The organism is Xanthomonas sp. NCPPB 1068, assembly GCF_041479385.2.
Taxonomy (GTDB): domain Bacteria; phylum Pseudomonadota; class Gammaproteobacteria; order Xanthomonadales; family Xanthomonadaceae; genus Xanthomonas; species Xanthomonas cannabis.
In genome coordinates this window covers 2,812,305-2,833,673 of the sequence record NZ_CM192986.1, presented here as the reverse complement: position 1 = coordinate 2,833,673, position 21,369 = coordinate 2,812,305, and the positions used below count along the sequence as shown (strand labels likewise).

19 protein-coding genes, 1 tRNA gene and 1 other RNA gene are annotated in these 21,369 nt (G+C 68.0%); 11 read left to right on the top strand and 10 right to left on the bottom strand.

The window, feature by feature from the left end; all coding sequences use genetic code 11:
• Positions 1 to 436 precede the first annotated feature (436 nt).
• The 3 genes from ACCQ12_RS12010 to ACCQ12_RS12000 all read right to left on the bottom strand — a co-directional run bounded on the left by ACCQ12_RS12010 (position 437) and on the right by ACCQ12_RS12000 (position 3,383).
• On the bottom strand, positions 437 to 2,230 hold the full coding sequence (locus tag ACCQ12_RS12010) for an acyl-CoA dehydrogenase C-terminal domain-containing protein (RefSeq protein WP_372381810.1): 1,794 nt from the start codon (positions 2,228 to 2,230) through the stop codon (positions 437 to 439).
• Positions 2,231 to 2,267: 37 nt separating this feature from the next.
• Positions 2,268 to 2,744, bottom strand: coding sequence for an LEA/WHy family protein (locus tag ACCQ12_RS12005; protein WP_104580422.1), 477 nt, complete (start codon positions 2,742 to 2,744; stop codon positions 2,268 to 2,270).
• A gap of 102 nt (positions 2,745 to 2,846) precedes the next feature.
• Positions 2,847 to 3,383: a lipocalin family protein gene (locus tag ACCQ12_RS12000; RefSeq protein WP_039563799.1), complete on the bottom strand. Its 537-nt coding sequence runs from the start codon at positions 3,381 to 3,383 to the stop codon at positions 2,847 to 2,849.
• Between the two features lie 180 nt (positions 3,384 to 3,563).
• On the opposite strand from ACCQ12_RS12000, the gene ACCQ12_RS11995 reads away from it, so the two are divergent.
• Both ACCQ12_RS11995 and ACCQ12_RS11990 read left to right on the top strand, forming a co-directional pair.
• Positions 3,564 to 3,639, top strand: a tRNA-Phe gene (locus ACCQ12_RS11995).
• Positions 3,640 to 3,915: 276 nt separating this feature from the next.
• Positions 3,916 to 4,191 carry a hypothetical protein gene (locus ACCQ12_RS11990; RefSeq protein WP_047695224.1) on the top strand — a complete coding sequence of 92 codons (276 nt, stop codon included), beginning with the start codon at positions 3,916 to 3,918 and terminating at the stop codon, positions 4,189 to 4,191.
• Between the two features lie 62 nt (positions 4,192 to 4,253).
• On the opposite strand, the gene cho is transcribed toward ACCQ12_RS11990, so the two are convergent.
• The 3 genes from cho to ACCQ12_RS11975 all read right to left on the bottom strand — a co-directional run bounded on the left by cho (position 4,254) and on the right by ACCQ12_RS11975 (position 6,958).
• Positions 4,254 to 5,108, bottom strand: a complete 855-nt coding sequence (gene cho / locus ACCQ12_RS11985) for an excinuclease Cho (protein WP_166745117.1) — start codon at positions 5,106 to 5,108, stop codon at positions 4,254 to 4,256.
• A gap of 489 nt (positions 5,109 to 5,597) precedes the next feature.
• A complete protein-coding gene (locus ACCQ12_RS11980; RefSeq protein WP_104580419.1) occupies positions 5,598 to 5,798 on the bottom strand; it encodes a KGG domain-containing protein in 201 nt (66 codons plus the stop codon).
• A gap of 485 nt (positions 5,799 to 6,283) precedes the next feature.
• Entirely contained in the window at positions 6,284 to 6,958 is a 675-nt protein-coding gene (locus ACCQ12_RS11975) for a class I SAM-dependent methyltransferase (protein WP_166752936.1), read from the bottom strand.
• Between the two features lie 311 nt (positions 6,959 to 7,269).
• On the opposite strand from ACCQ12_RS11975, the gene ACCQ12_RS11970 reads away from it, so the two are divergent.
• Positions 7,270 to 8,895 carry a hybrid sensor histidine kinase/response regulator gene (locus ACCQ12_RS11970; RefSeq protein ID WP_184388213.1) on the top strand — a complete coding sequence of 542 codons (1,626 nt, stop codon included), beginning with the start codon at positions 7,270 to 7,272 and terminating at the stop codon, positions 8,893 to 8,895.
• A gap of 171 nt (positions 8,896 to 9,066) precedes the next feature.
• On the opposite strand, the gene ACCQ12_RS11965 is transcribed toward ACCQ12_RS11970, so the two are convergent.
• The 4 genes from ACCQ12_RS11965 to ACCQ12_RS11950 form a co-directional block, all read right to left on the bottom strand.
• Positions 9,067 to 9,345 (bottom strand): oxidative damage protection protein, encoded by a 279-nt coding sequence (locus tag ACCQ12_RS11965; RefSeq protein WP_047695220.1) that lies wholly within the window; start codon positions 9,343 to 9,345, stop codon positions 9,067 to 9,069.
• Positions 9,346 to 9,367: 22 nt separating this feature from the next.
• Entirely contained in the window at positions 9,368 to 10,441 is a 1,074-nt protein-coding gene (mutY, locus tag ACCQ12_RS11960; protein WP_372381809.1) for an A/G-specific adenine glycosylase, read from the bottom strand.
• A 322-nt stretch (positions 10,442 to 10,763) separates the two neighbouring features.
• Complete coding sequence (ftsY, locus tag ACCQ12_RS11955; protein ID WP_372381808.1) at positions 10,764 to 12,446, bottom strand: signal recognition particle-docking protein FtsY; 1,683 nt, start codon at positions 12,444 to 12,446, stop codon at positions 10,764 to 10,766.
• Positions 12,447 to 12,617: 171 nt separating this feature from the next.
• A complete protein-coding gene (locus tag ACCQ12_RS11950; protein ID WP_081419243.1) occupies positions 12,618 to 13,334 on the bottom strand; it encodes an AraC family transcriptional regulator in 717 nt (238 codons plus the stop codon).
• Positions 13,335 to 13,494: 160 nt separating this feature from the next.
• Between ACCQ12_RS11950 and ACCQ12_RS11945 the strand changes: the two genes are divergently transcribed.
• The 8 genes from ACCQ12_RS11945 to ACCQ12_RS11910 all read left to right on the top strand — a co-directional run bounded on the left by ACCQ12_RS11945 (position 13,495) and on the right by ACCQ12_RS11910 (position 21,345).
• Positions 13,495 to 14,433 carry a proline racemase family protein gene (locus tag ACCQ12_RS11945; protein WP_372381807.1) on the top strand — a complete coding sequence of 313 codons (939 nt, stop codon included), beginning with the start codon at positions 13,495 to 13,497 and terminating at the stop codon, positions 14,431 to 14,433.
• A gap of 77 nt (positions 14,434 to 14,510) precedes the next feature.
• The gene (locus tag ACCQ12_RS11940; protein WP_372383605.1) at positions 14,511 to 15,731 is read left to right on the top strand and encodes an NAD(P)/FAD-dependent oxidoreductase; all 1,221 of its coding nucleotides are present in this window, start codon (positions 14,511 to 14,513) and stop codon (positions 15,729 to 15,731) included.
• On the top strand, positions 15,728 to 15,973 hold the full coding sequence (locus ACCQ12_RS11935; RefSeq protein ID WP_039563793.1) for a 2Fe-2S iron-sulfur cluster-binding protein: 246 nt from the start codon (positions 15,728 to 15,730) through the stop codon (positions 15,971 to 15,973). The genes ACCQ12_RS11940 and ACCQ12_RS11935 overlap by 4 nt, the downstream gene beginning before the upstream one ends.
• On the top strand, positions 15,966 to 17,279 hold the full coding sequence (locus ACCQ12_RS11930; RefSeq protein ID WP_372381806.1) for an FAD-dependent oxidoreductase: 1,314 nt from the start codon (positions 15,966 to 15,968) through the stop codon (positions 17,277 to 17,279). Before ACCQ12_RS11935 ends, ACCQ12_RS11930 begins: the two co-directional genes overlap by 8 nt.
• A complete protein-coding gene (locus tag ACCQ12_RS11925; RefSeq protein WP_372381805.1) occupies positions 17,276 to 18,184 on the top strand; it encodes a dihydrodipicolinate synthase family protein in 909 nt (302 codons plus the stop codon). The genes ACCQ12_RS11930 and ACCQ12_RS11925 overlap by 4 nt, the downstream gene beginning before the upstream one ends.
• A 51-nt stretch (positions 18,185 to 18,235) precedes the next feature.
• A non-coding RNA gene (locus ACCQ12_RS11920) (sX9 sRNA) lies at positions 18,236 to 18,312 on the top strand.
• Between the two features lie 220 nt (positions 18,313 to 18,532).
• Positions 18,533 to 20,149: an aldehyde dehydrogenase family protein gene (locus ACCQ12_RS11915; RefSeq protein WP_372381804.1), complete on the top strand. Its 1,617-nt coding sequence runs from the start codon at positions 18,533 to 18,535 to the stop codon at positions 20,147 to 20,149.
• Complete coding sequence (locus ACCQ12_RS11910; protein ID WP_372381803.1) at positions 20,146 to 21,345, top strand: M24 family metallopeptidase; 1,200 nt, start codon at positions 20,146 to 20,148, stop codon at positions 21,343 to 21,345. The genes ACCQ12_RS11915 and ACCQ12_RS11910 overlap by 4 nt, the downstream gene beginning before the upstream one ends.
• The last annotated feature ends 24 nt before the right edge of the window (positions 21,346 to 21,369 follow it).

The following is a 21,369-nucleotide window of genomic DNA, read 5'->3' as shown; positions in this document are numbered from 1 at the left end:
GGCCAGGTCCGCTCCTACGACAGCGGCGGAATTCTGCGATGTTGCCGTAGGAGCGCACCCGGGCGCGACGTCTTGCCGATCGGTAGTGCCTCATCGCGGCCAGGTCCGCTCCTACGACAGCGGCGGAACCTTGCGATGTTGCCGTAGGAGCGCACCCGGGCGCGACGTCTTGCCGATCGGTAGTGCCTCATCGCGGCCAGGTCCGCTCCTACGACAGCGGCGGAACCTTGCGATGTTGCCGTAGGAGCGCACCCGGGCGCGACGTCTTGCCGATTGGTACCGCCTCGTCGCGGCCAGGTCCGCTCCTACGATAGCGGCGGAATTCTGCGATGTTGCCGTAGGAGCGCACCCGGGCGCGACGTCTTGCCGATCGGTACCACCTCGTCGCGGCCAGGTCCGCTCCTACGGCCGCGGCAACCTGCCGCGATGATGGCGCTCAGCCTTCGCCGAACAGCTCGGCGTCCAACGTCATCAACGGCGCGGCGCCGCTGCGGATGGTGGCGGCGTGGGTCAAGGTGCGCGGCAGGATGCGGGCGAAGTAGAAACGCGCGGTCTCGCGCTTGGCGCGCTTGAACTCCTCGCCATGGGTCGACGCGTCGGCCGCGGCAACGCTGCGCGCCCACCAATACGCCAGCACCACGTAGCCGGAATAAAACAGGTAGTCGTAGCTGGCCGCGCCCAGCTCGTCGGGGTTGCGCGCGGCACGATCGAGCACGTCGCGGGTCAGCATGGCCCATTCGCTGGCCTTGTCGCGCAGCGGCTTGATGAACTCGGCCAGTGCCGCGTTGCCTTCCTGCGCATTGGCGAAGGTTTCCAGATCGGCCAGGAACAGCTTCAGGCCGGCAGCCTGGCTGGCGGCGGTCTTGCGGCCGATCAGGTCCAGCGCCTGGATGCCGGTGGTGCCTTCGTAGATGGTGGTGATGCGCGCGTCGCGCGCCAGCTGCTCCATGCCGTACTCGCGGATGTAGCCGTGGCCGCCGAAGCACTGCAGCGCGTGGTAGGTGTTTTCGATCGACCACTCGGTCTGGCAGGCCTTGGAGATCGGGGTGAGAAAGCTCACCAGCGTTTCGGCGTCGGCACGCTCCTGGTCGGTGCTGCCGCGGTGGGCCACGTCGACCAGGCTGGCGGCGTGCAGCGCCAGCAGGCGGCTGCCTTCGGTCAGCGACTTGATGGTCAGCAGCATGCGGCGCACGTCCGGATGCACGATGATCGGGTCGGCCGGCTTGTCGGGAAATTTTGCGCCGCTGAGCGCGCGCGACTGCAGGCGCTCGCGTGTGTAGCGCAGGGCGTTCTGATAAGCGCGCTCGGACAGCCCGATGCCTTGCAGGCCCACGCTCAGGCGCGCGGTGTTCATCATGGTAAACATGGCCTGCAAGCCCTTGTGCGGCTGCCCGACCAGATAGCCCTGGGCGCCTTCGAAGTTCATCACGCACGTCACCGAGCCCTTGATGCCCATCTTGTGTTCGATGGAGCCGCAATGCAGCGCGTTGCGCTCGCCCACCGTGCCGTCACGGGCCACCTTGAACTTGGGCGTGACGAACAGCGAGATGCCCTTGGCGCCGGCCGGTGCGTCCGGCAGCTTGGCCAGCACCAGATGCACGATGTTGTCGGTGAGGTCGTGCTCGCCGGCGGTGATGAAGATCTTGGTGCCGGTGATGGCGTAGCTGCCGTCGGCATTGGGTTCGGCGCGGGTCTTGAGCAGGCCCAGGTCGGTGCCGCAATGCGGCTCGGTCAGGCACATGGTGCCGGTCCAGCGGCCGTCGATCAGCGGCTTGAGAAAGACTTCCTGCTGCCAGGCTTCGCCATGCTGGCGCAGCGCTTCGGTAGCGCCGTGCGAGAGCAGCGGGAAGTTGCCCCAGGCCAGGTTGGCCGAGTTGATCATCTCGTTCAGCGGCACACCCAGCAGATGCGGCATGCCTTGGCCGCCAAACTCCGGCTCGGCGGTCAGGCCATTCCAGCCGCTGTCCACGAACTGGTCGTAGGCGGCGCGGAAGCCGGGCGGAGTGGTCACCGCATGGGTGCTCTTGTCGAAGGCGCAGCCGATTTCGTCACCCACGCTATTGAGCGGCGCCAGCACTTGCGAGGTGAAGCGGCCGGCCTCTTCGAGCACGGCGTCGATGATGTCGGTGCTGGCCTCGGTGTAGCCGAGGCGGGCGAACAGCGCTTCGGCGCCGAGCACGTCGTGCAGGGCGAAGCGGAAATCGGTCAGCGGGGCGGCGTAGCTGCTCATGCGGGATCCTTGAAGCGGGTGCGGGAGGGCGTGCGCGTCAGCGCAGCACGCCGTTGAGGCCGGGGGCCGGGCTGAGCGTGTTGCGCGATTCCACCGCGAACTCGCGTTGTTTCTTGTCCTGTGGAGTGGCCCAGACGGTGCCCTTGAGCGTGTACGGCAGCGAACGGCCACCGGCCAGCACGTCGGCCACGGTGATCCGCCCCAGCGAGGTGGGCTGCACGGTGACGGTGACGATATCGGCGGTTTCCGGTCCGATGGACATGCCGACCGCCTGGTCGAGCTTGCCGGCCACCTGCTCGCCGGCAGAGATCTCCAGCGCCACGCGCTCGAACTGCATCGGGATGCTGCTGTAGTTCTGCAGGCGCAGGTCGACCGACCAGCTGCCATCGGCGCGGACGGTGAGCTGCTGGATGCTGGCGGCCGGCTCGGACACGCGGCGCACCGCGCCGCCGCAAGCGCTCAACAGCAGGCCACAGGCCAGCGACACGATCAGGAGGCGGGAGGCACGACGCATGTAAGGGTGTCCTTGGCGGCTGAGGCGGCGCCAAGAATACTACGCAGTACGGACGCCGCCTTGTCGCCTATGCCAGCCCCGCCCGGGAGCGGGGTGCCCGGCTCACAGCACGGGCGCGGCCACGATCAGCGGCGACAGGTCGTAGCCCATCTGCGTGGCACGGGCCTTGAGCTGCTCGAACTGCGCACGCGGCATCTGTGGCGAGCGCGACAGGATCCAGAGATAGTTGCGATCCGGCTCGCCGACCAGCGCCCATTGATAGTCCGGGTCGAGCGCGATCACCCAATAGTCGGCCCAGACCAGCGGCAGCCAGCTCAGCCATTCGGGCGCAAAGCGAACCTGCAACTGCCCCGGGTGGCCGTCGACCGGTCGCGCCACGCCATCGGCCTGGGTCAGGCTGCCATCGGCAGTGCGGCAGCCATTGCGCACGCCGATCAAGCCATCGTCGCGCAAGGTGTAGCTGGCGGTGATATCGCTGCGGCACTTTTTCTGAAACGACACCGGTAGATGCGCGATCTCATGCCACTGCCCCGCATAGCGCGAGATATCCAGCTGTGGGACCGCGCGCACCGGTTGCTGCGCAGACGCAGCCAGTGGCAGCAGGGCGAGGCACGACCACAGCAGGCAAGACAGGCGCATGACGATCTCCGATGGACGCGCGCAGGCTAGGCGATGCGCCTCCCTGCGCGGCGTGAACCGGTGCAAGAAATTCAGGCGGCGACGCCACGCTGCAACAAAGTTGGTCACAACGCTTGCCCAAACTGCGCCTGCTCGCTATGATGCGCCTCCTCGCAACGCAGGCATCGCGTTGCAGGTAGTGGCCGAGTAGCTCAGTTGGTAGAGCAGGGGATTGAAAATCCCCGTGTCGGCGGTTCGATTCCGTCCTCGGCCACCATTTTCAAGCCTGCGTTCGCAAGGCTTTCCGGTTAGATCCAGTTCCGTCGTCTTCCTCTCGTTGCACGTTACGTTGTCCCAACCCGGGGCGATCGCGCTAACGCGTGCGTTTTCATGCGTGCCGGATATCGGCGCCGCGCTGGCATTGACGCTGTGGCGCGGTGGTAATGCTGCTCCGCTGTCCAGATCGTCCGGCTGCAGCTGCTGTTGCGCATCTGTGCGGATGTTGCAGCGGGTTTCCACGTCATCTTCAACCTGGCGCGGCAATACTCTGCGCATGACGCACAAGACCCTTCGACGCACCTTGATCCATGGCTACTGCGGTGAATTCCGCGTGGAGACCATGGAAAGTCAGGCGCCGGGCGACACCCGCTGGCTGTCGACCGCGTTCGTCTATCACCGCGACCGTGCGGCGCCGGTGGCCACCATCGAGGGCGCCGGCGAAGGCGAGTATCGCGGTGACGCGCGCGAACAGGCATTGCGGGTGGGATCGTGCCTGGCGGATTTTCTGGACCCGAAGGAATACCGGGCGGGCCCGGCCGAAGCGGATTAGCGGATCGCCGGTTGGTGCAGGTGCCTGGTGCGCTCCCGGCGCGGCGCCGCGCCGACGCGCCATCAAAGCAGCGCCACGCAGTGCAGATGGGTGTGCAGGCCTTTGCGCAGGATGCGATAACTGTCGCGATCGAAGTCTCCCGGCGCCGACTTGAGCTTGCGCGCGGCGGCCAACGAGGCGGTGCTGCCCAGGTAATGCCAGTCGCGCAGCACGTGGTACTGGGTCAGATGCGGGCCCTGTTCCTTCACCGCTACGGCGCCGGGAAAGGGCCAGACGGCCTGTTCCAGGTGCCCTAGCGCGTCGCGCAAACGTTCCTCGTGGTCGCCCAGCGTTTCCGCGCCATGGCAGGCGCCGGCGCAGCGTTTGAGCATGGCGCGGAAGCATGGCCGGCCGGCAGCGACGCTCTCCAGCCCCAGCAGCCCGTAGCAAAGGCGGTCGCGATCGGCCAGCCGCCGTAGTGCCTCCTTGGCGGCGCGCGGGCTCGAGTACAGCCCGTACAGCCACGGTGTCAGCGCGGGGTCGCTCTCGGCCGAATGCTCGATGGACACCTCGCCGCGATACAGCCGGATCGAAAACTGGCGCGGCACGCGGCGCAGCTTCTGGTTGTACAGCGGCCGCATCGATTTGATCAGTTGCGACTCCAGCAGTTGCGCGCCCAGATCGCCGGCCATTTCGATCACGCTCACCCGGCGCGTCTGACGCAGCAGCGCGGCTTCGCGTGGAGTACGGAAATGATCCATCACCCGTCCGCGCAGATTGATGCTCTTGCCGATGTACAGCGGCAGTCCGTCGTCTTGCCCGTGGAAGAGATACACGCCCGGCGTGGCAGGCAGGGTTTCCAGCGTGCTGCGCAGATGCTCGGGGTAGGTGTAGTCCACCGGGCTCAGGCCGCGCCGGGTGCGCTCACTCCGGGCCATGGGGCGACCGGGGCTGCAGTGAGTGGCAAGCGCCGGCGTGCTCGGGCCGATGCGGATGTGCCGATCGATGTGCGGCGTCTGCAATCGCGCTGATGTGCGATGCAGGTGCGCCCATGCCGGGGCGGCATCGTGGCCGGGTGGTGTGTGTCATCGGGCGCGAGCGTGCCAACCCGCCGTCTCATCCGATGAGACTCGGCCGATGCCGATGCCGATGCCGATGCCGCATGTGCTGCAGGTACGACGGCTGCGTGTGCGCTACCAGCGCCCGGGAGGCTGTCCGCATCGCATCGCGCGCAAGCCGCGCGCACTGATCCGCTGCTGAGCGCGCCGTGCGCGCAGCGTCTGCTGCCGCTGATCGATGCTTGCGGTCCGCTCGGGGCAGCTCAACGCTGCCGGTCACATGCAAAGGTCGTTGCTGCCGACGCAGGTACGCTTTCGGAAAAGCCATGGCCTTCCCGAAAGCGCTGTCTGCAATCAACACCGCGCTACTTAGCGATTGTTGCCGCCACCACTGGCCTGACCACCCTTCTTGCCGGCTTCGCGTGCCTCTTCGGAGCTGAACTCGTGCGCGTTGCCGCTTTCATGTGCCGCCTTGCCGCCCTTGGAGGCGATTTCGCGCTGCTTGTCTTCGTCCATCGACGCAAAGCCGCGGTTGCTGGTGCCACCCTTGTTGTCGTTCTGGTTTGCCATTGCAGGTTCTCATTTGGTTGGCTGGGGAATGCACCACTGGAGCGCGTGGTGCGAGGCCAGCATCGCCATGGAAGCATCAACCGGACGTGGCGAAATCGGCAGCCAGGCGTGAGCCGGCAAGCGGGCTTGACGATCGGTCTTCACCGCCGAAAAACGCGGTATGGTGAAGGACTGCTGCAACGCTGGACAGTCGGCTCGTGCAACCCAGCGCCGGCATCGCAGGCGTGCGTCGACGGTGCGATGACGCCATCGAGGTTGTTCAGTTGCATGCAATGCATCACGGCCGGCATGGCCGGGCGTTCCGCTAGGACCGTGAGCGCGCTGGCTTTGTGGTCCACAAGCGCGTGGTCGAAGCCTGGGAGCGAATCCCGACGACAGGCCCGGTGGCGACGCTTCGCCCGCGCGACACGCGGTGAGTGCAGCCGACATGTGCATGCCGGTGCTGCTGTGCGCCTACACGCCTGCGCCTTGGTGGCGCAGCGTCATCACGCCTGGGCCGGTGGCGAGGCGTCCAGGTTGCGGCGATAGACGAACAGGCGCGGCGCCTTGGCTGCCTGTGCCGAGGCCTGGCGTTCGCCGGCGACCAACGAGAATCCGATCTCGGCCAGCATGCGCGAGAGCGCGTTGGCGTTGCCGCGGCCCGGATCGCTGATCACGATCTCGCACGCGGGTTTGGCCAGGGCGGGGATCAGCTTGGCCAGCATGGTGGCGTGGCGGGTTTCATAGAGCACATCGCTGGCGATGATCATGTCGAACTGCCCCATGGTCGGCGCGCCGGTGTCCCAGTCGAGCCGGCGATACGGCACCGCGTCCAGCCCGTTGAGCGCAGCGTTGTAGGCCAGGAACACTTCCGCCAGCGGATGGTGGTCGCTGGCCACCACGTCGGCACCGCGCCGGCGCAGCACCAGGCTCGCCAGCCCCAGCCCGCAGCCGAGCTCGAGAATGCGCCTGCCCTCGATCGGGCGGGTGGCCATCGCTTCGGCCAGCAACTGGCCTGCCGGCCACACCTGGCCGAACAGACTCCACTGCGCCGAGGAAATGCCGGCGTCGGCAGCGGCCAGGTCCGGGTCGGCGTATTGCTGCTTGTCCGCCAAGGCGCGGATGACGTAGGTCTGCTGCCCGAAGGTCAGTTCGTGAATCTGGGTCTGGTAGCCCGACATGGTGGCATCGCATGGGTGGCCAGGCATCAGCACCGGCAGGGAAGACGCACGCGCGACGCCGCCGCAGTGGCAGAGCGAAGGCGCAGGAGCTGCAAACAGCCCGCGCATGCTACGGCAAAACGGCACGCACGCGGTCGTATGGATCTGCGTGCGAGGGTAGGGCGGCTGCCGGAGTGCGCGGCAACCCAGCCGGTTGCATTCGGTTGCATGGGCGCGCGCGGCCGTACGGCAAAGGCTCATGGATGTGACGGGTCAACTCACCGGGCCCAACTAAACTGTCGCCACGGGAATGGCCCCGCGGAGAACACCACTTGAACGATTCCCGTCACGGAGAGCTGCGCGCGCCTCATATCAGCGAATCCCGCAGCCTGCCTGTGGAGAAGCACCGCTCGGATATCTTTTTTGCCGCCGTGGAAACCACGCGCATGCCGATGACGGTGACCGACCCGCATCTGCCGGACAATCCGATCGTGTTCGCCAATCGCGCGTTCCTGGAAATGACCGGCTATTCGGCCGACGAGATCATCGGCAACAACTGCCGCTTCCTGCAGGGCCCGGAGACCGACCCGGCCAGCGTGCAGGACGTGCGCGAGTCCATCGACAACCGCCGCGAATTCGCCACCGAGGTGCTGAACTACCGCAAGGACGGGTCCTCGTTCTGGAACGCGCTATTCGTCTCGCCGGTGTTCGACGACAAGGGCAACCTGGTCTACTTCTTCGGCTCGCAGCTGGATGTGAGCCGCCGCCGCGACGCCGAGGATGCATTGCGCCAGGCGCAGAAGATGGAAGCGCTGGGGCAACTCACCGGTGGCATTGCACACGATTTCAATAACCTGCTGCAGGTGATGTCCGGGCACCTGGAAGTGATCCAGATGATGGCGGCCGCCAACGCGGGCAGCAATGCCGATCGCATCGCGTTCAGCGCCGAACATGCGGCCGCGGCTGCGGCCAAGGCCGCCACGCTCACCCAGCAATTGCTGGCGTTCTCGCGCAAGCAGAAGTTGCGCGGCCGCGTGGTCAATCTCAATACCCTGGTGTCGGGCATGAACAACATGGCCGAGCGCGCGCTGGGTGGCGGCATCACCTTGCGGCAGCTGCTGGAAGAGGGGCTGTGGAATTGCCAGATCGATACCACGCAAGCCGAGGTGGCACTGCTGAATGTGTTGATCAACGCACGCGATGCAATGGCGCAGGCCGAGCGTAAGGAGGTCACGGTGCAGACCCAGAACGTGGAGATCACCAGCCACGACCTGGCAATGCATCACCAGCTGGCGCCCGGACGCTACGTAAGCATCGCGGTGAGCGATACCGGCAGCGGCATGCCGCCGGAAGTGGCCAGCCGCGTCATGGAGCCATTCTTCACCACCAAGGAAGAGGGGCAGGGCACGGGCCTGGGGCTGTCCATGGTGTACGGCTTCGTGAAGCAGTCCGGCGGCACGGTGCGCATCTACAGCGAGGTGGACCAGGGCACCACGGTACGCCTGTATTTCCCGGCTTCCAGCGAATTCGAGAACGACCTGCAGGCGGCCAAGAGCCGCGCGATCGACAAGGGTGGCGACGAGACCATTCTGGTGGTGGAAGACAAACAGGACGTGGCGGTGGTGGCCAAGATGTTCCTGGAAAATGCCGGGTATCGCATTCTGTCCGCATCGAGCGGGCGCGAGGCGATCGAACTACTGGAACAGCACCCGGAGGTGGATGCGTTGTTCACCGATCTGATCATGCCTGGGGGCATGAATGGCGTGGTGCTGGCACGCGAAGCGCGCCGCATGCAGCCCAAGTTGAAAGTGCTGCTGACCACCGGCTACGCCGACGCCAGCATCCAGCGGACCGACGTGGGCGGTGCGGAATTCGACGTGGTCAACAAACCCTACACGCAGAAGGAATTGCTCAAGCGCATCCGCATGCTGCTGGATGGCCCGACTGGCGTGGGTTAGGCGCCGCAGGGGCAGGAGCGATGGCGTTGATCGGCATCGCCTGCATATGACAGCGTCTCGGACGAGGCGGCGTGTCTGTCGATCGGGTTGCCGGTGCAGCGCTCGCCGGGTCGGCATTCAACAAGCCGGGCCGCAACCACTCCGAATCCCTAATCCCTAATCCCCGCCCAGCTACTCCTCGCCCAGCGGCGCCACATAGCCCTCGGGCTTGTCGGCATTGCGGTCGAACAGGAACTTCTGCAATTCGGCCTCGAGAAACGCGCGGTGCTTGGGGTCGCGCGGTGACAGCCGGTTTTCATTGATCAGCATGGTCTGGTGTGCCAGCCACGCCTGCCAGGCGGTCTTGCCGATGTGCGCGAACACGCGCTGGCCCAGCTCGCCGGGGTAGGGCACGAAATCCAGGCCTTCGGTGTCGCATTGCTGGTACTGGCAGAACACGGTGCGGGACATGCGAATTCCTTTGAAGGCGTGCTTAAAGCGTGTCGAGCAGTTTGCGGATCGGTGCCGGCAAGCCCAGCGAGCCGAGATCGGCGCGCGCCACCCAACGCAGGTCGTCATTGTCGCGCACCGCTGCGCGCAGCGCGACCTTGCGCAGGTGCAACGGCTGCAGGTGCAGCCGGTAGTGGCTGAAGGTGTGCACGAGCGGCGCCATCGCATCGGCGCGTTCGTAGTTGCCCTCGATGTGGGTGGCGAACCAGCTGCGCAGGCCGCTGTCGGTCTCCGCCTGCGGCAGGGTCCACAACGAGGCCCAGATGCCGGTCGGTGGGCGGCGTTGCAACAGGATCTCGCCATGCAGGTTTTCCAGCAGCAAGGCGGTGGCTTCGCGCTCGGGCAGCACCTTGCCGGGCTTGGGAGTGGGCAAGGCATCCACCAGGCCGTCGCGGCGGGCGACGCAGTCCTGCTGCAGCGGGCACACGATACACGCCGGTCTGGCGCGCGTGCACAGCGTGGCACCGAAATCCATCTGCGCCTGCGTGTAGTCGGCCAGTCGTCCGGCCGGCACGTGCGCAACATGGGCCCAGGCCAGTTGCCATAGCTGCTTTTCCACCACCGGCAGGCCGGGATAGCCGGCGATGCCGTGGACACGCGTGAGCACACGCTTGACGTTGCCATCCATGATCGGAAAACGCTCGTTCCAGGCCTGGCTCAGGATGGCGCCTGCGGTGCTGCGGCCGATGCCCGGCAGCGCAAGCAGTGCATCGAAGTCGCGCGGCAACTCGCCGCCGTGCAGGGCGACGCAGTGTTTGGCGGCGGCATGCAGGTTGCGCGCGCGGGCGTAGTAGCCCAGGCCGGCCCAATGCGCCATCACGGTGTCGTTGTCGGCCGCCGCCAGATCGGACAGTGCAGGGAAGCTGTCCACGAATTTGTGGAAATACGGAATGACCACCGCGACCTGGGTCTGCTGCAGCATGATCTCCGACAGCCACACCCGGTACGGCGCACGTGGATGCTGCCAGGGCAGATCGTGGCGGCCGTGGCCGTCGAACCAGTGCAGCAGGCGCTCGACGAAGGCATCAGCAAGGGGAGTGGCGTGGTCGGCTGGCATGGTGCTCTGCTGGCGGTGGAGGGCAAGGGTGTCGGGAGCGGGAGTGAAGCTGCTACGCGCGTGGTGCCGCGCGTCCACTCACTGCAGCGGAAACGTCGTTCCGACCAGGCACCGTTCGCAGAAACATCCGCATCCCCAGGCCAATGCGGTGATGTGGGCGCACGGTAATAAGCCACCGACGCACAGCGCGGACTGGCGCGTGCAGTGCTGCAGGCGAGGGCTGGCAACCGTCAGTACACGTCGTGCCTGCGACCGGTCACGCGATACCTGCCGCACGCTGCAACCAGCCCGCAGCGCTTGCAGATGCGGGCAGGCATCCCAATCAACCGCCCAAGGCGTCCGGCAACAGTGCGTCGACGAAGGCCACCGGGTCGAAGACGCGCAGGTCTTCCGGGCGTTCGCCGATGCCGGCAAAGCGGATCGGAATATTGAACTCGCGCGCGAGCGCAAACACCACGCCACCCTTGGCGGTGCCATCGAGCTTGGTCACGACCAGGCCGGTGACGCCGACCGCCGCATGGAACTGGCGCAGCTGCGAGATGGCGTTCTGGCCGGTGGTGCCGTCGATGACCATCAGCACTTCGTGCGGCGCGGCGGCGTCGATCTTGCCGAGCACGCGGCGGATCTTGCCCAGCTCGTTCATCAGCCCGGTCTGGGTGTGCAGGCGGCCGGCGGTGTCGGCGATCAAGACGTCGGTGCCGCGCGCCTTGGCGGCCTGCAGCGCGTCGAACGCCACCGAGGCGGCATCGGCGTTCTGCCCCTGCGCAATGACCGCCACACCGTTGCGGTCGCCCCAGGCCTGCAGCTGTGCCACGGCGGCGGCGCGGAAGGTGTCGCCGGCGGCCAGCATCAGGCTGTTGCCTTCGTCCTTGAAGCGCTTGGCCAGCTTGCCGATGGTGGTGGTCTTGCCGACGCCGTTGACGCCGACGGTGAGCACCACGAAGGGCTTGAGCGAGCGGTCGATCACCAGTGGCTTGGAGACCGGTTGCAGCAGCGCGATGAGATCGGCGCGCAAGGCCTTGAACATGGCCTGCGCATCGACGAATTCGCGCGACTTCATGCGCTTGCGCAGGCCTTCGACCAACGCGGTGGTGGCGCCGATGCCGACATCGGCGGTGATCAGCGCGGTCTCGATCTCGTCGAGCAGGTCGTCGTCGAGCTTGGGGTTGCGCGAGAACAGGCCACCGAAGCTGCGCGCGAAGGTGCTGTTGCGCAGGCGCTCGCGCCAGCCGGGTTTGCCCGCCGGCGCAGCCGGCAGGGCGTCGTGCTGGCCGACGATGCTGTCGTCCTGGGTGGCCGGCAACGGACTGCTGACGATGGACGGTGCGGTGACCACCGGCGTCGCGCTCGCGCTCGCGGCCGGGGCGGCGGCAGGCGGTGCGGAGGTGGCAGTCGGTACGACGGCGGGCGGAGCAGCAACAGGTGGTACGACAGCAGGCGCAGCGGCAGCAGGCGTCGCGACGACCGGCGTCGGGACCGGCGCTGCGGGCGTCGATGGTGGTGATCGCAACGGCGACTGCGCCGGTGTTGCAGGTTCTGCGGGCGCCGTTGCCGGCGAGGTTGGTACGCCGTGTGGCTGCGTCACCACTGGTGGCACCACCACCGGCGCCGGAGCGACGGGGGCTGCGGCAGGCGCCGGGTCCGGCAGTGCCTGCAGGGCCGATGGGGCCGGCGCCGCAGGGGCGGGCGGCGTGCTCGGCACCGCCGCCACGCTCTGCGCCTGGCCGGTGCGGGCGGCAATGTCGCGTGCCAACGCCTCAGCCGGTGTGGCGGGCGCGGCGTGCTCGGCCGCCGGCGTTGACGGGTCCGCCGCTACCGGTGCGGGCGTGGGCGCAGCGGCAGGCGCTGTGCCGGTCTGCGCAGGTGGCAGGGCCTCGATGGGCGGTGCAGGGGTGGCGGCAGACGGCGCGGTGGGAAATGCGGCTGCCAGTTCTTCCAGGCTGTAGCGCGAGGTACGCGAGCTGTCGGGCGTGGTGGGCTTGTTGCGGCGAAAAAAGCTGGCCATTGGCAACGCAGTAGGGGAAACCCGAAAGTCTACCATCGGGGTCCGGTCTCACCTTGACGCGCCCTTCAGTGGCGCCCCTCGCCACCGCGGCGGCGGTGCATCACGCTCGTGCCCGCAATGCTGCCGAATTCGGCATTTGTGCCGGCCGTGTGTCAGCGCATGATCGGCGCCTCACAGCTGACCCTTGAGCGCGCGGTAATCGCGCGGGGTCATGCCGACGGTAGCCTTGAACTGGCGCGCGAAGGCACTCTGGTCGGCAAAGCCGCAGCGTTGCCCGATGCTGGCGATACTGTCCTCGCCATACAGCAGCCGCATCGCCGATTCGATGCGCAGCTTGGTCAGCAGTTGCTGCGGGGTGACCTGGAAGACGCGGCGGAAGTGGCGCTCCAGCTGCGCCACCGACAGCCCGGCCAGGTCGGCCAGCGCCTGCACGCGCAGGTTGTCGCCGAAGTTGGCCTGCATGTGTTCCATCACCTGGCTCAAGCGTTCGTAGGCCGAATGCCGGCTATCGGGCTGGCCCAGATCGCGCGAGATGCCGACGACGCCGATCACCTCGTTGGCCTCGCACAGCGGGCGTTTGAAGGTCAGGCACCAGCCCGGCAGGCGATTGGGATACAGGTGCACTTCGAGCTGGTTGTCGATGAGTTCGCCAAGCAGGACGCGACGGTCCTGCATCATGTAGCTGCCGCCCAGCGGCAGCGGGAAGACCTCCAGCGGCGACCGGCCGATGATCTCGCTGCGCAGCTTGCGCCCCAATCGACGCACCAGGGTGAGGTTGCAGTGGGTGTAGCGGCCCTCGCTGTCCTTGATGAAGAACACCACATCCGGCAGTGCATCGAACAGCGTCTGCATTTCCAGCGCGGGCAGGTTGAGGTCCATCAGGGTCATGGTAGCGGTCACGATTTGACGGTTGCACGAAGGTGCAACCCAGCAATGATCCTAGCGCAAACGCGCGGCGATGCATCGGGTTGGTAATTGTGCAGATTTCCGCATTTTCACTTCGCATTGCACGCTAGTCGTGCGCGGGCCGGCAGTGGGAGCATGCGCCATGCACAGCATCGACGTGATCGACTCTCATACGGCCGGCGAGCCCACCCGCGTGGTCCTGGCCGGCTTCCCCGATCTGGGCGATGGCGACCTGGCGCAGTGTCGCGAGCGGTTCGGCCGCGAGTTCGACCAGTGGCGCAGCGCGATTGCCTGCGAGCCGCGCGGCTCGGACACCATGGTCGGCGCGCTGCTGCTGCCGGCGCGCGACCCGAGCGCCTGCACCGGGGTGATCTTCTTCAACAACGTCGGTTATCTGGGCATGTGCGGGCACGGCACGATTGGTGTGGTGCGCACGCTGGCCGAGCTGGGGCGGATCGCACCGGGCAGGCACCGTATCGAAACGCCGGTGGGCACGGTGGGCGTGGAGCTGGCCGGCGACGGCACGGTATGGGTGGACAACGTGGAAAGTTATCGCGCGGCTGCCGGTGTGGTGGTGGACGTGCCGGGGCATGGCGCGGTGCGCGGCGATGTGGCCTGGGGCGGCAACTGGTTCTTCATCACCGAGCAGGCGCCATGTGCGCTGGACCTGGCGCATCAACGCGAGCTCACTGCCTACACCGAAGCGATCCGGCTGGCGCTGCAGGCCGCCGGCATCACCGGCGAGGGCGGTGGCGAGATCGACCATATCGAAGTCAACGGCGCCGCGCCCGACGGTAGCGGCGTGGCACGCAATTTCGTGCTGTGCCCGGGCTTGGCCTACGACCGCTCGCCATGCGGTACCGGCACCAGCGCCAAGCTGGCCTGCCTGGCCGTCGACGGCAAGCTGGGCGAGGGCGAGCGCTGGGTGCAGCAAGGCATCCTGGGCAGTGCGTTCGAAGGCAGCTATCGCCTGAGCGGGCGTGGCATTGCGCCGCGCATCAGCGGGCAGGCGTACATCACCGCGCGCGCGCAGCTGCTGATCGACCCGGCCGACCCGTTCGCCTGGGGCATCGTGGCCTGATGGAGGCCGTGCGGCCCGCGCCGGTGGTTGCGTCGGCCATGGCGTCGGCCGAACTGGTGCCTGATCCCATTGCCGGCATGTCGGCTGCGCTGCCTGCGTCGCCATCGCCCGCGACGGCATCTGCGCCTGTGCCGGGTTCCGTTGCCGGGCCCGAATCCGGTTCTGCACTATCTGCCGCTTCCACGCGGCGCAGTTACGACCTGATCGTGGTCGGTGCCGGCATCGTGGGCGCCGCCTGCGCCGAGGCTGCGGCGGGCGAGGGGCTGCGGGTGGCGATCGTCGAACCGGGACCGATCGGCGGCGGCGCCACCGCCGCGGCGATGGGGCACCTGGTGGCGATGGACGACGACCCGGCCGAGCTGGCCTTGTCGGCGTATTCGTTGCGCCTGTGGGAGCGCTTCGCCACGCTGAGCGAAGCCGAATTCAGCCGTTGCGGCACGCTGTGGGTGGCCCGCGACGCACGCGAACTGGCGGCGGTGCCGGCCAAGATCGCGCGCCTGGCCGCTGCCGACCTGCAGGCAGAAGCGATCGATGCGGCGCAGTTGTATGCGCTGGAGCCGCAGCTGGTGCCCGGCCTGGCTGGCGGCATGCGCGTGCCCGGCGAGGCGGTGGTGTATCCGCCGCGGGTGGCGCGGCATCTGGTGAGCCTGGCCTGCAAGGCCGGCGCGCAGGTGTTTGCCGGCCGCCGCGTGGCGCAGTTGCAGGAGCATGCGGTGCGCCTGGACGACGGGCAGCTGCTTGCCGGTCCGGTGCTGGTGGCCAGTGGTGTGGCCCTGCCGCAATTGCTGCCCGAACTGGCGTTGCGCCCGCGCAAGGGCCATCTGGTGATCACCGACCGCCACCCGGGTTTGATTCGGCACCAGCTGCTGGAACTCGGTTATGCCGATTCGGCGCACGGCGCCGACGACACCAGCGTGGCCTTCAATGTGCAGCCGCGGCCGACCGGGCAGATATTGATCGGCTCATCGCGCCAGTTCGGCGAGCACGATCGCGCATTGTCGATGCCGGTGCTGCAGCAGATGTTGCAGCGCGCTTTCGCGTATCTGCCGGTGCTGCGCGAGTTGCAGGCCATTCGCGTATGGACCGGGCTGCGTCCGGCCACGCCGGACGGGCGGCCGTATCTTGGGGCGGTGCCCGGCCGGCGCGATGTGTGGGTGGCCGCCGGTCACGAGGGGCTGGGCGTCACCACGGCGCTGGGGAGCGCACGGGTGATCGTGGACAGCCTGCTCGGGCGCACGCCGGCCATCGACCCGGCGCCGTACGCCCCGGCGCGTGCCGTGCAGGGCGCGGCCGCATGAGCGCGACAGTGCGGTTGCACGTGGATGCGCAGCCGGTCGAGGTGCCGGCCGGTGCCAGCGTGGCGGCCGCCGTGGCGCAGGCCACGCTGCAGTTCCGGCGATCGAGCAGCGGGCAACCGCGCGCGCCGTTATGCGGCATGGGTGTGTGTTTCGAATGCCGCGTGCGGATCGATGGCATCGGCCAGCAACGCGCGTGTCTGGTGGACGCACGCGATGGTATGCAGGTGCGCACCGATGGCTGAGCGCGTGCTGCATTTCGATGTGTTGGTGATCGGCGCCGGGCCGGCCGGGTTGGCGGCGGCGCAGGCGGCGGCCAGTCACGGTGTGCGCGTGGGCGTGGTGGACATGCAGCCGCGTGTGGGCGGGCAGGTGTGGCGCAGCGATGTGCAGCACGGTGCGCCGGCCGATGCGCGCGCGCTGCTGCAACAGGTGCAGGGCAATGCAGCGATCACGCTGCTGACGCGCACGCAGATCCTGCTGGCGCAACCGGGCTGGTTGTTGGCCGATGGCCCGGACAGCACCTTGCAACTGCATTACGCCGCCCTGGTGCTGGCCACCGGTGCACGCGAATTGCTGCTGCCGTTTCCGGGCTGGACCGTGCCCGGCGTCACCGGTGCCGGCGCGGCGCAGGCGCTTGCGAAGCAGGGTTGGCCGCTGGCCGGCAAGCGTGTGCTGGTGGCCGGCAGTGGCCCGTTGTTGCTGGCCAGTGCGGCCACCTTGCAACGGCATGGCGCCCAGGTGCTTGGCATCCACGAACAGGCCTCGGCAGCGGCGTTGCGCCAGTTCGCGCTGCAGTTGTGGCGCTGGCCGGGCAAGGCCGCGCAGGCTGCCGCGTTGCGCCTGCAGCTGCACGCAGTGGCGTATCGCGCCGGCAGCGTTGTGGTTGCCGCGCATGGCGATACGCAGCTGCGCGAAATCGAACTGGAAGGGCCTGGCGGCCGCACGCGCATCGGATGCGATCAATTGGCGGTGGGCTATGGCCTGGTGCCCAATACCGAGCTTGCGCAATTGCTGGGCTGCCAGCTGCAGGCCTACGGGGCACACCAACAAGTGCAGGTAGATGCGCTGCTGCGCACCAGCGTCACCCAGGTGTTTGCCGCCGGCGAAGCCTGCGGCATCGGCGGGCGCGATTGCGCCTTGATTGAAGGCGCGATGGCCGGGCACATGGCCGCCGATGCGCCGGAGGCGGCGTTGCGCATGCAACCACGGCGGCGCGCAGCGCGTGCATTTGCCGACCTGTTGCAGCAGCAGTTCGCGCTGGACCCGCGCATCCGCGCGCTGGCGCAACCGGACACGCTGATCTGCCGCTGCGAAGACGTGCCGCTGGGTGCGTTGGACAACTTCACCGATGCACGCGACGCCAAGCTGGCCTCGCGCTGCGGCATGGGCGCCTGCCAAGGCCGCATCTGCGGCACCGCGCTGGCCGAACTGGGCCGCTGCCCGCCCGAGCTTTCCACCGACGCCGGCCGCCGGCCGCCGTTGTTCCCGGTCCGCCTCGCGGCGCTGGCCGACTCGTTCACTTCCGACTCGCAAGGGAATCACCCATGAGCATTGCTGCGTTCTGGCACGGCGTGTTGCCGGCCATCACCACCCCGTTCACCGCCTCGGGCGATATCGACCACGACTTCCTCGGCAAGCATGCCAACCAGCTGGTGGATGCCGGTTGCACCGCGATCGTGCCGCTGGGCTCGTTGGGCGAGGCCGCCACCTTGAGCGTGGAAGACAAGCTGGCGATCCTGCGCACGCTGGTCACCGCCTTGAACGGCCGCGTGCCGGTGGTGCCGGGCATCGCCAGCCTGGCCACTGGCGAAGCGGTGGCGCTGGCCAAGGCGGCCAAGGACATCGGCTGCGGCGGCCTGATGGTGCTGCCGCCGTACGTGTACTCCACCGACTGGCGCGAAATGGGCGCGCATGTGCGTGCGGTGATTGCCGCGACCGATCTGCCGGTGATCCTGTACAACAACCCGGTGGCCTACAAGACCGATTTCGGCCCGGCGCAGATTGCCGAGCTGGCTGCCGAATTCCCGAACCTGCAGGCCGTGAAGGAGTCCTCCGGCGATGTGCGCCGCTTTGCCGCGCTGCAGGAACTGCTGGGCGATCGGCTGGCGCTGCTGGTCGGCATGGACGATGCCATCGTCGAAGGCCTGAGCATGGGCGCCAAGGGCTGGATCGCCGGCCTGGTCAATGCGTATCCGAGAGAATCGGTGCGCCTGTTCGAGCTCGCACGCGACGGCGGTTACCCGGCGGCAAAGGAGTTGTACCACTGGTTCCTGCCGCTGCTGCGCCTGGACACCGTGCCCACCTTCGTACAGCTGATCAAGCTGGTGCAGGCAAAGGTGGGCATGGGCAGCGAGCAGGTGCGTGCGCCGCGGCTGGTGGTGGCAGGCGCCGAACGCGATGCCGCGTTGAAGGTGATCGAGCATGCCATCGCCACGGCGCCGAAGAGCAGCTAGCAACACTCCTGCGCCGCCGCCAGGCAGGCGCGGTCAGTGCTCGGAATCGGCATTACCACTCGTACACTCCGGCTCCGAGCGCGCTGCCCGCACCCACCTGACGACCGCTCGCTACGTCTTGCTTAGCCGCTCTCGGTTGTCCTGATGGCGCACGGCCATCGCACGCTGCGTCTACTCGCAGGCACAGCGTGCGGCTCGTGCGGATTCGCCCCACGCGCCGTGCCTGCGCGTGGGGCAAGGCGTCGGCGGCTGCGGATGTGGCATGCAGTGCTGCATCCTCATCGCTTCTCTGGCCGGCCGCTGGCGCACAGTGCGCAGGCCTGCATCCCTGTCACCGAAGGTGCCGCAATGAACGACACGAACCACTCCATTCCCACGACCGTCGCCGAGGTGCTGCTGGCAGGCCAATGGCAACCTAGCCGCCACGCGGCCGGCAGCTTCCGCGCTGCCGACCCGACCACCGGCGAGCCAATTGGCCCGCAGTTTCCGATCAGTGGCGCGGACGATGTGGACGCCGCCGTCGCCGCAGCGCAGGCGGTGGCCGCGGAACTGGCGGCTGCACCGGTGGAGCGCATCGCCGCCTTCCTGGACGCCTATGCCGACGCGCTGGATGCCGATGCCGACACCCTGGTCGCCTTGGCGCACGCCGAAACCGCGTTGCCGGCGCCCACACGCTTGCGTGGCAATGAACTGCCGCGCACCAGCGGGCAACTGCGCCAGGCCGCGCAGGCGGTGCGCACGTACAGCTGGACCCATCCCATCATCGATCGCGCGGCCGATCTGCGTTCGCACCTGGCGCCATTGGGCAAGCCGGTGCTGGTGTTCGGCCCGAACAATTTCCCGTTTGCGTTCAATGCGATTGCCGGCAGCGATTTCGCCAGCGCGATCGCCGCGCGTAATCCGGTCATCGCCAAGGCGCATCCGTTGCATCCGGCCACCAGCCAGCGCATGGCGCAGCTGGCGCATCAGGCGCTGGTTGCGGCCGGTCTGCCGGCGGCGGCCGTGCAGTTGCTGTATCACTTCGACAACGCCATCGGTGTGCGGCTGGCCGGCGATGCGCGACTGGGCGCGATTGGTTTTACCGGCAGCCGTGCCGGTGGGCTGGCGCTGAAGGCAGCGGCCGACGCAGCAGGCGTGCTGTTCTACGCCGAGCTGTCCAGCGTCAACCCGGTGTTCCTGTTGCCCGGCGCGCTGGCCGAACGCGGCGATGCGCTGGCGCAGGACTTCTTTGCGTCCTGCACGCTGGGCAGCGGGCAGTTCTGCACCAATCCCGGTGTGGTGGTGGTGCCGCACGGTGCGGCCGGCGATGCGTTCGTTGCGGCCACCAAGGCCCACTTCGAAGCGGCCATGCCGATGGTGCTGTTCTCGGCGGCCGGTGTGGACGGTGTGCAACGCGGGGTGGCCAGCCTGCGCGCTGCCGGTGCCAGCGTGCTGGCGGGCGGGCACACCGGCGAGGATGGCTACCGCTATGCGCCGACCCTGTTGAGCGTGGATGCGCAGGCGTTCATCGCCAACCCGCATGCACTGCAGGCCGAAGCGTTCGGCCCGGTGAGCCTGCTGGTGCGCGCGGCCGACGCAGCGCAGATGGCGCAGGTGGCGGCTGCGTTCGAAGGCAATCTCACCGGTACGCTGTATCGCGCCGGCGATGGCAGCGACGATGCGGCCTGGCAGGCCATCGCGCCTGTGTTGCGCGCGCGGGTCGGGCGGTTGATCAACAGCAAGATGCCGACCGGCGTGGCCGTGAGCGCCGCGCAGAACCATGGCGGGCCGTTCCCGAGCACCGGGCACCCGGGCTTCACCGCCGTGGGCATGCCCGGTGCAATCGGCCGTTTTGCGGCCCTGCACAGTTATGACGCGGTGCCCGATGCACTGCTGCCTGCGGAATTGCGCCAGCGCAATCCGGGCGGGGTGGCGCGGCTGGTCGATGGGCACTGGAGCACGGCCGATCTGGGAGCAGGTGCATGAGCGCACAGATCGGCGGGCTGTCGCTGGAGCAGGCGCGCGCGCAGCTGGCGCCGTGGACACAACGCGCCGCGCCGATCGCCGGGGACGAATACGGGCGCCGCATCGAACGCGCACGCAACCTGATGCGCGCCCATGGCGTGGATGCGCTATTGATCGGCGCCGGTACTTCGCTGCGCTATTTCACCGGCGTGCCATGGGGCGCGAGCGAGCGCCTGGTGGCGTTGCTGCTGACCTTGAATGGCGACCCGGTGCTGATGTGTCCTGCGTTCGAAGAAGGCTCGCTGGATGCGGTGCTGAAGATCCCGGTGGCCAAGTACCTGTGGGAAGAACACGACGACCCGTATGCGCTGGTGGTGCAGGCCATGGACGAGCGCCACGCGCATGCCTTGGCGCTGGACCCGGGCATTGCCTTCGCCGTGCACACCGGTCTGCGCGCGCATCTGGGCACGGCGATCCGCGACGCGGGGGCGATCATCGACGGCTGCCGCATGTGCAAGTCGCCGGCCGAGCTGGCGTTGATGCAGCAGGCCTGCGACATGACCCAGCTGGTGCAGCGGCTGGCCGCCGGCATCGCGCACGAGGGCATCGGGACCGATCAACTGGTGCGTTTCATCGACGAGGCGCATCGCGCGCTGGGCGCGGACAACGGTTCGACCTTCTGCATCGTGCAATACGGCCATGCCACTGCATTTCCGCATGGCATCCCGGGCGTGCAGCACCTGCGCGAAGGCGAGCTGGTGCTGATCGACACCGGCTGCACCGTGCAGGGCTACCACTCCGATATCACCCGCACCTGGATCTATGGCACGCCCAACGCTGCGCAGCAGCGCATCTGGGACCTGGAGCAGGCCGCGCAGGCAGCGGCATTTGCGGCGATCCGCCCGGGCGTGGCCTGTGAAGCGGTGGATCAGGCCGCGCGCACGGTGCTGGAAGCCGCAGGGCTGGGCCCGGACTATCGCTTGCCCGGCCTGCCGCATCGCACCGGCCACGGTTGCGGTCTGGCGATTCATGAGGCGCCGTATCTGGTGCGCGGCAATGCGCAGCCGCTGCAGCCGGGCATGTGCGCCAGCAACGAGCCGATGATCGTGGTGCCCGGTGAGTTCGGCGTGCGGCTTGAAGACCATTTTTATGTCACCGAGGCGGGCGCGCAGTGGTTTACGCCGCCGTCGCTGGCGATCGATCAACCGTTTGCGTGAGCCGGCCCAGACTCATGTACCCGT

Coding starts and splice junctions, on each gene's coding strand:
- ACCQ12_RS12000 (WP_039563799.1), bottom strand. CDS start 3,383: ATGCGCCTGTCTTGCCTGCTGTGGTCGTGCCTCGCCCTGCTGCCACTG.
- ACCQ12_RS11930 (WP_372381806.1), top strand. CDS start 15,966: ATGGCTGAGCGCGTGCTGCATTTCGATGTGTTGGTGATCGGCGCCGGG.
- ftsY (WP_372381808.1), bottom strand. CDS start 12,446: ATGGCCAGCTTTTTTCGCCGCAACAAGCCCACCACGCCCGACAGCTCG.
- ACCQ12_RS11950 (WP_081419243.1), bottom strand. CDS start 13,334: ATGACCCTGATGGACCTCAACCTGCCCGCGCTGGAAATGCAGACGCTG.
- ACCQ12_RS11945 (WP_372381807.1), top strand. CDS start 13,495: ATGCACAGCATCGACGTGATCGACTCTCATACGGCCGGCGAGCCCACC.
- ACCQ12_RS12010 (WP_372381810.1), bottom strand. CDS start 2,230: ATGAGCAGCTACGCCGCCCCGCTGACCGATTTCCGCTTCGCCCTGCAC.
- mutY (WP_372381809.1), bottom strand. CDS start 10,441: ATGCCAGCCGACCACGCCACTCCCCTTGCTGATGCCTTCGTCGAGCGC.
- ACCQ12_RS11990 (WP_047695224.1), top strand. CDS start 3,916: ATGACGCACAAGACCCTTCGACGCACCTTGATCCATGGCTACTGCGGT.
- ACCQ12_RS11965 (WP_047695220.1), bottom strand. CDS start 9,345: ATGTCCCGCACCGTGTTCTGCCAGTACCAGCAATGCGACACCGAAGGC.
- ACCQ12_RS11915 (WP_372381804.1), top strand. CDS start 18,533: ATGAACGACACGAACCACTCCATTCCCACGACCGTCGCCGAGGTGCTG.
- ACCQ12_RS11975 (WP_166752936.1), bottom strand. CDS start 6,958: ATGTCGGGCTACCAGACCCAGATTCACGAACTGACCTTCGGGCAGCAG.
- ACCQ12_RS11980 (WP_104580419.1), bottom strand. CDS start 5,798: ATGGCAAACCAGAACGACAACAAGGGTGGCACCAGCAACCGCGGCTTT.
- cho (WP_166745117.1), bottom strand. CDS start 5,108: ATGGCCCGGAGTGAGCGCACCCGGCGCGGCCTGAGCCCGGTGGACTAC.
- ACCQ12_RS11935 (WP_039563793.1), top strand. CDS start 15,728: ATGAGCGCGACAGTGCGGTTGCACGTGGATGCGCAGCCGGTCGAGGTG.
- ACCQ12_RS11925 (WP_372381805.1), top strand. CDS start 17,276: ATGAGCATTGCTGCGTTCTGGCACGGCGTGTTGCCGGCCATCACCACC.
- ACCQ12_RS11940 (WP_372383605.1), top strand. CDS start 14,511: ATGTCGGCTGCGCTGCCTGCGTCGCCATCGCCCGCGACGGCATCTGCG.
- ACCQ12_RS11910 (WP_372381803.1), top strand. CDS start 20,146: ATGAGCGCACAGATCGGCGGGCTGTCGCTGGAGCAGGCGCGCGCGCAG.
- ACCQ12_RS12005 (WP_104580422.1), bottom strand. CDS start 2,744: ATGCGTCGTGCCTCCCGCCTCCTGATCGTGTCGCTGGCCTGTGGCCTG.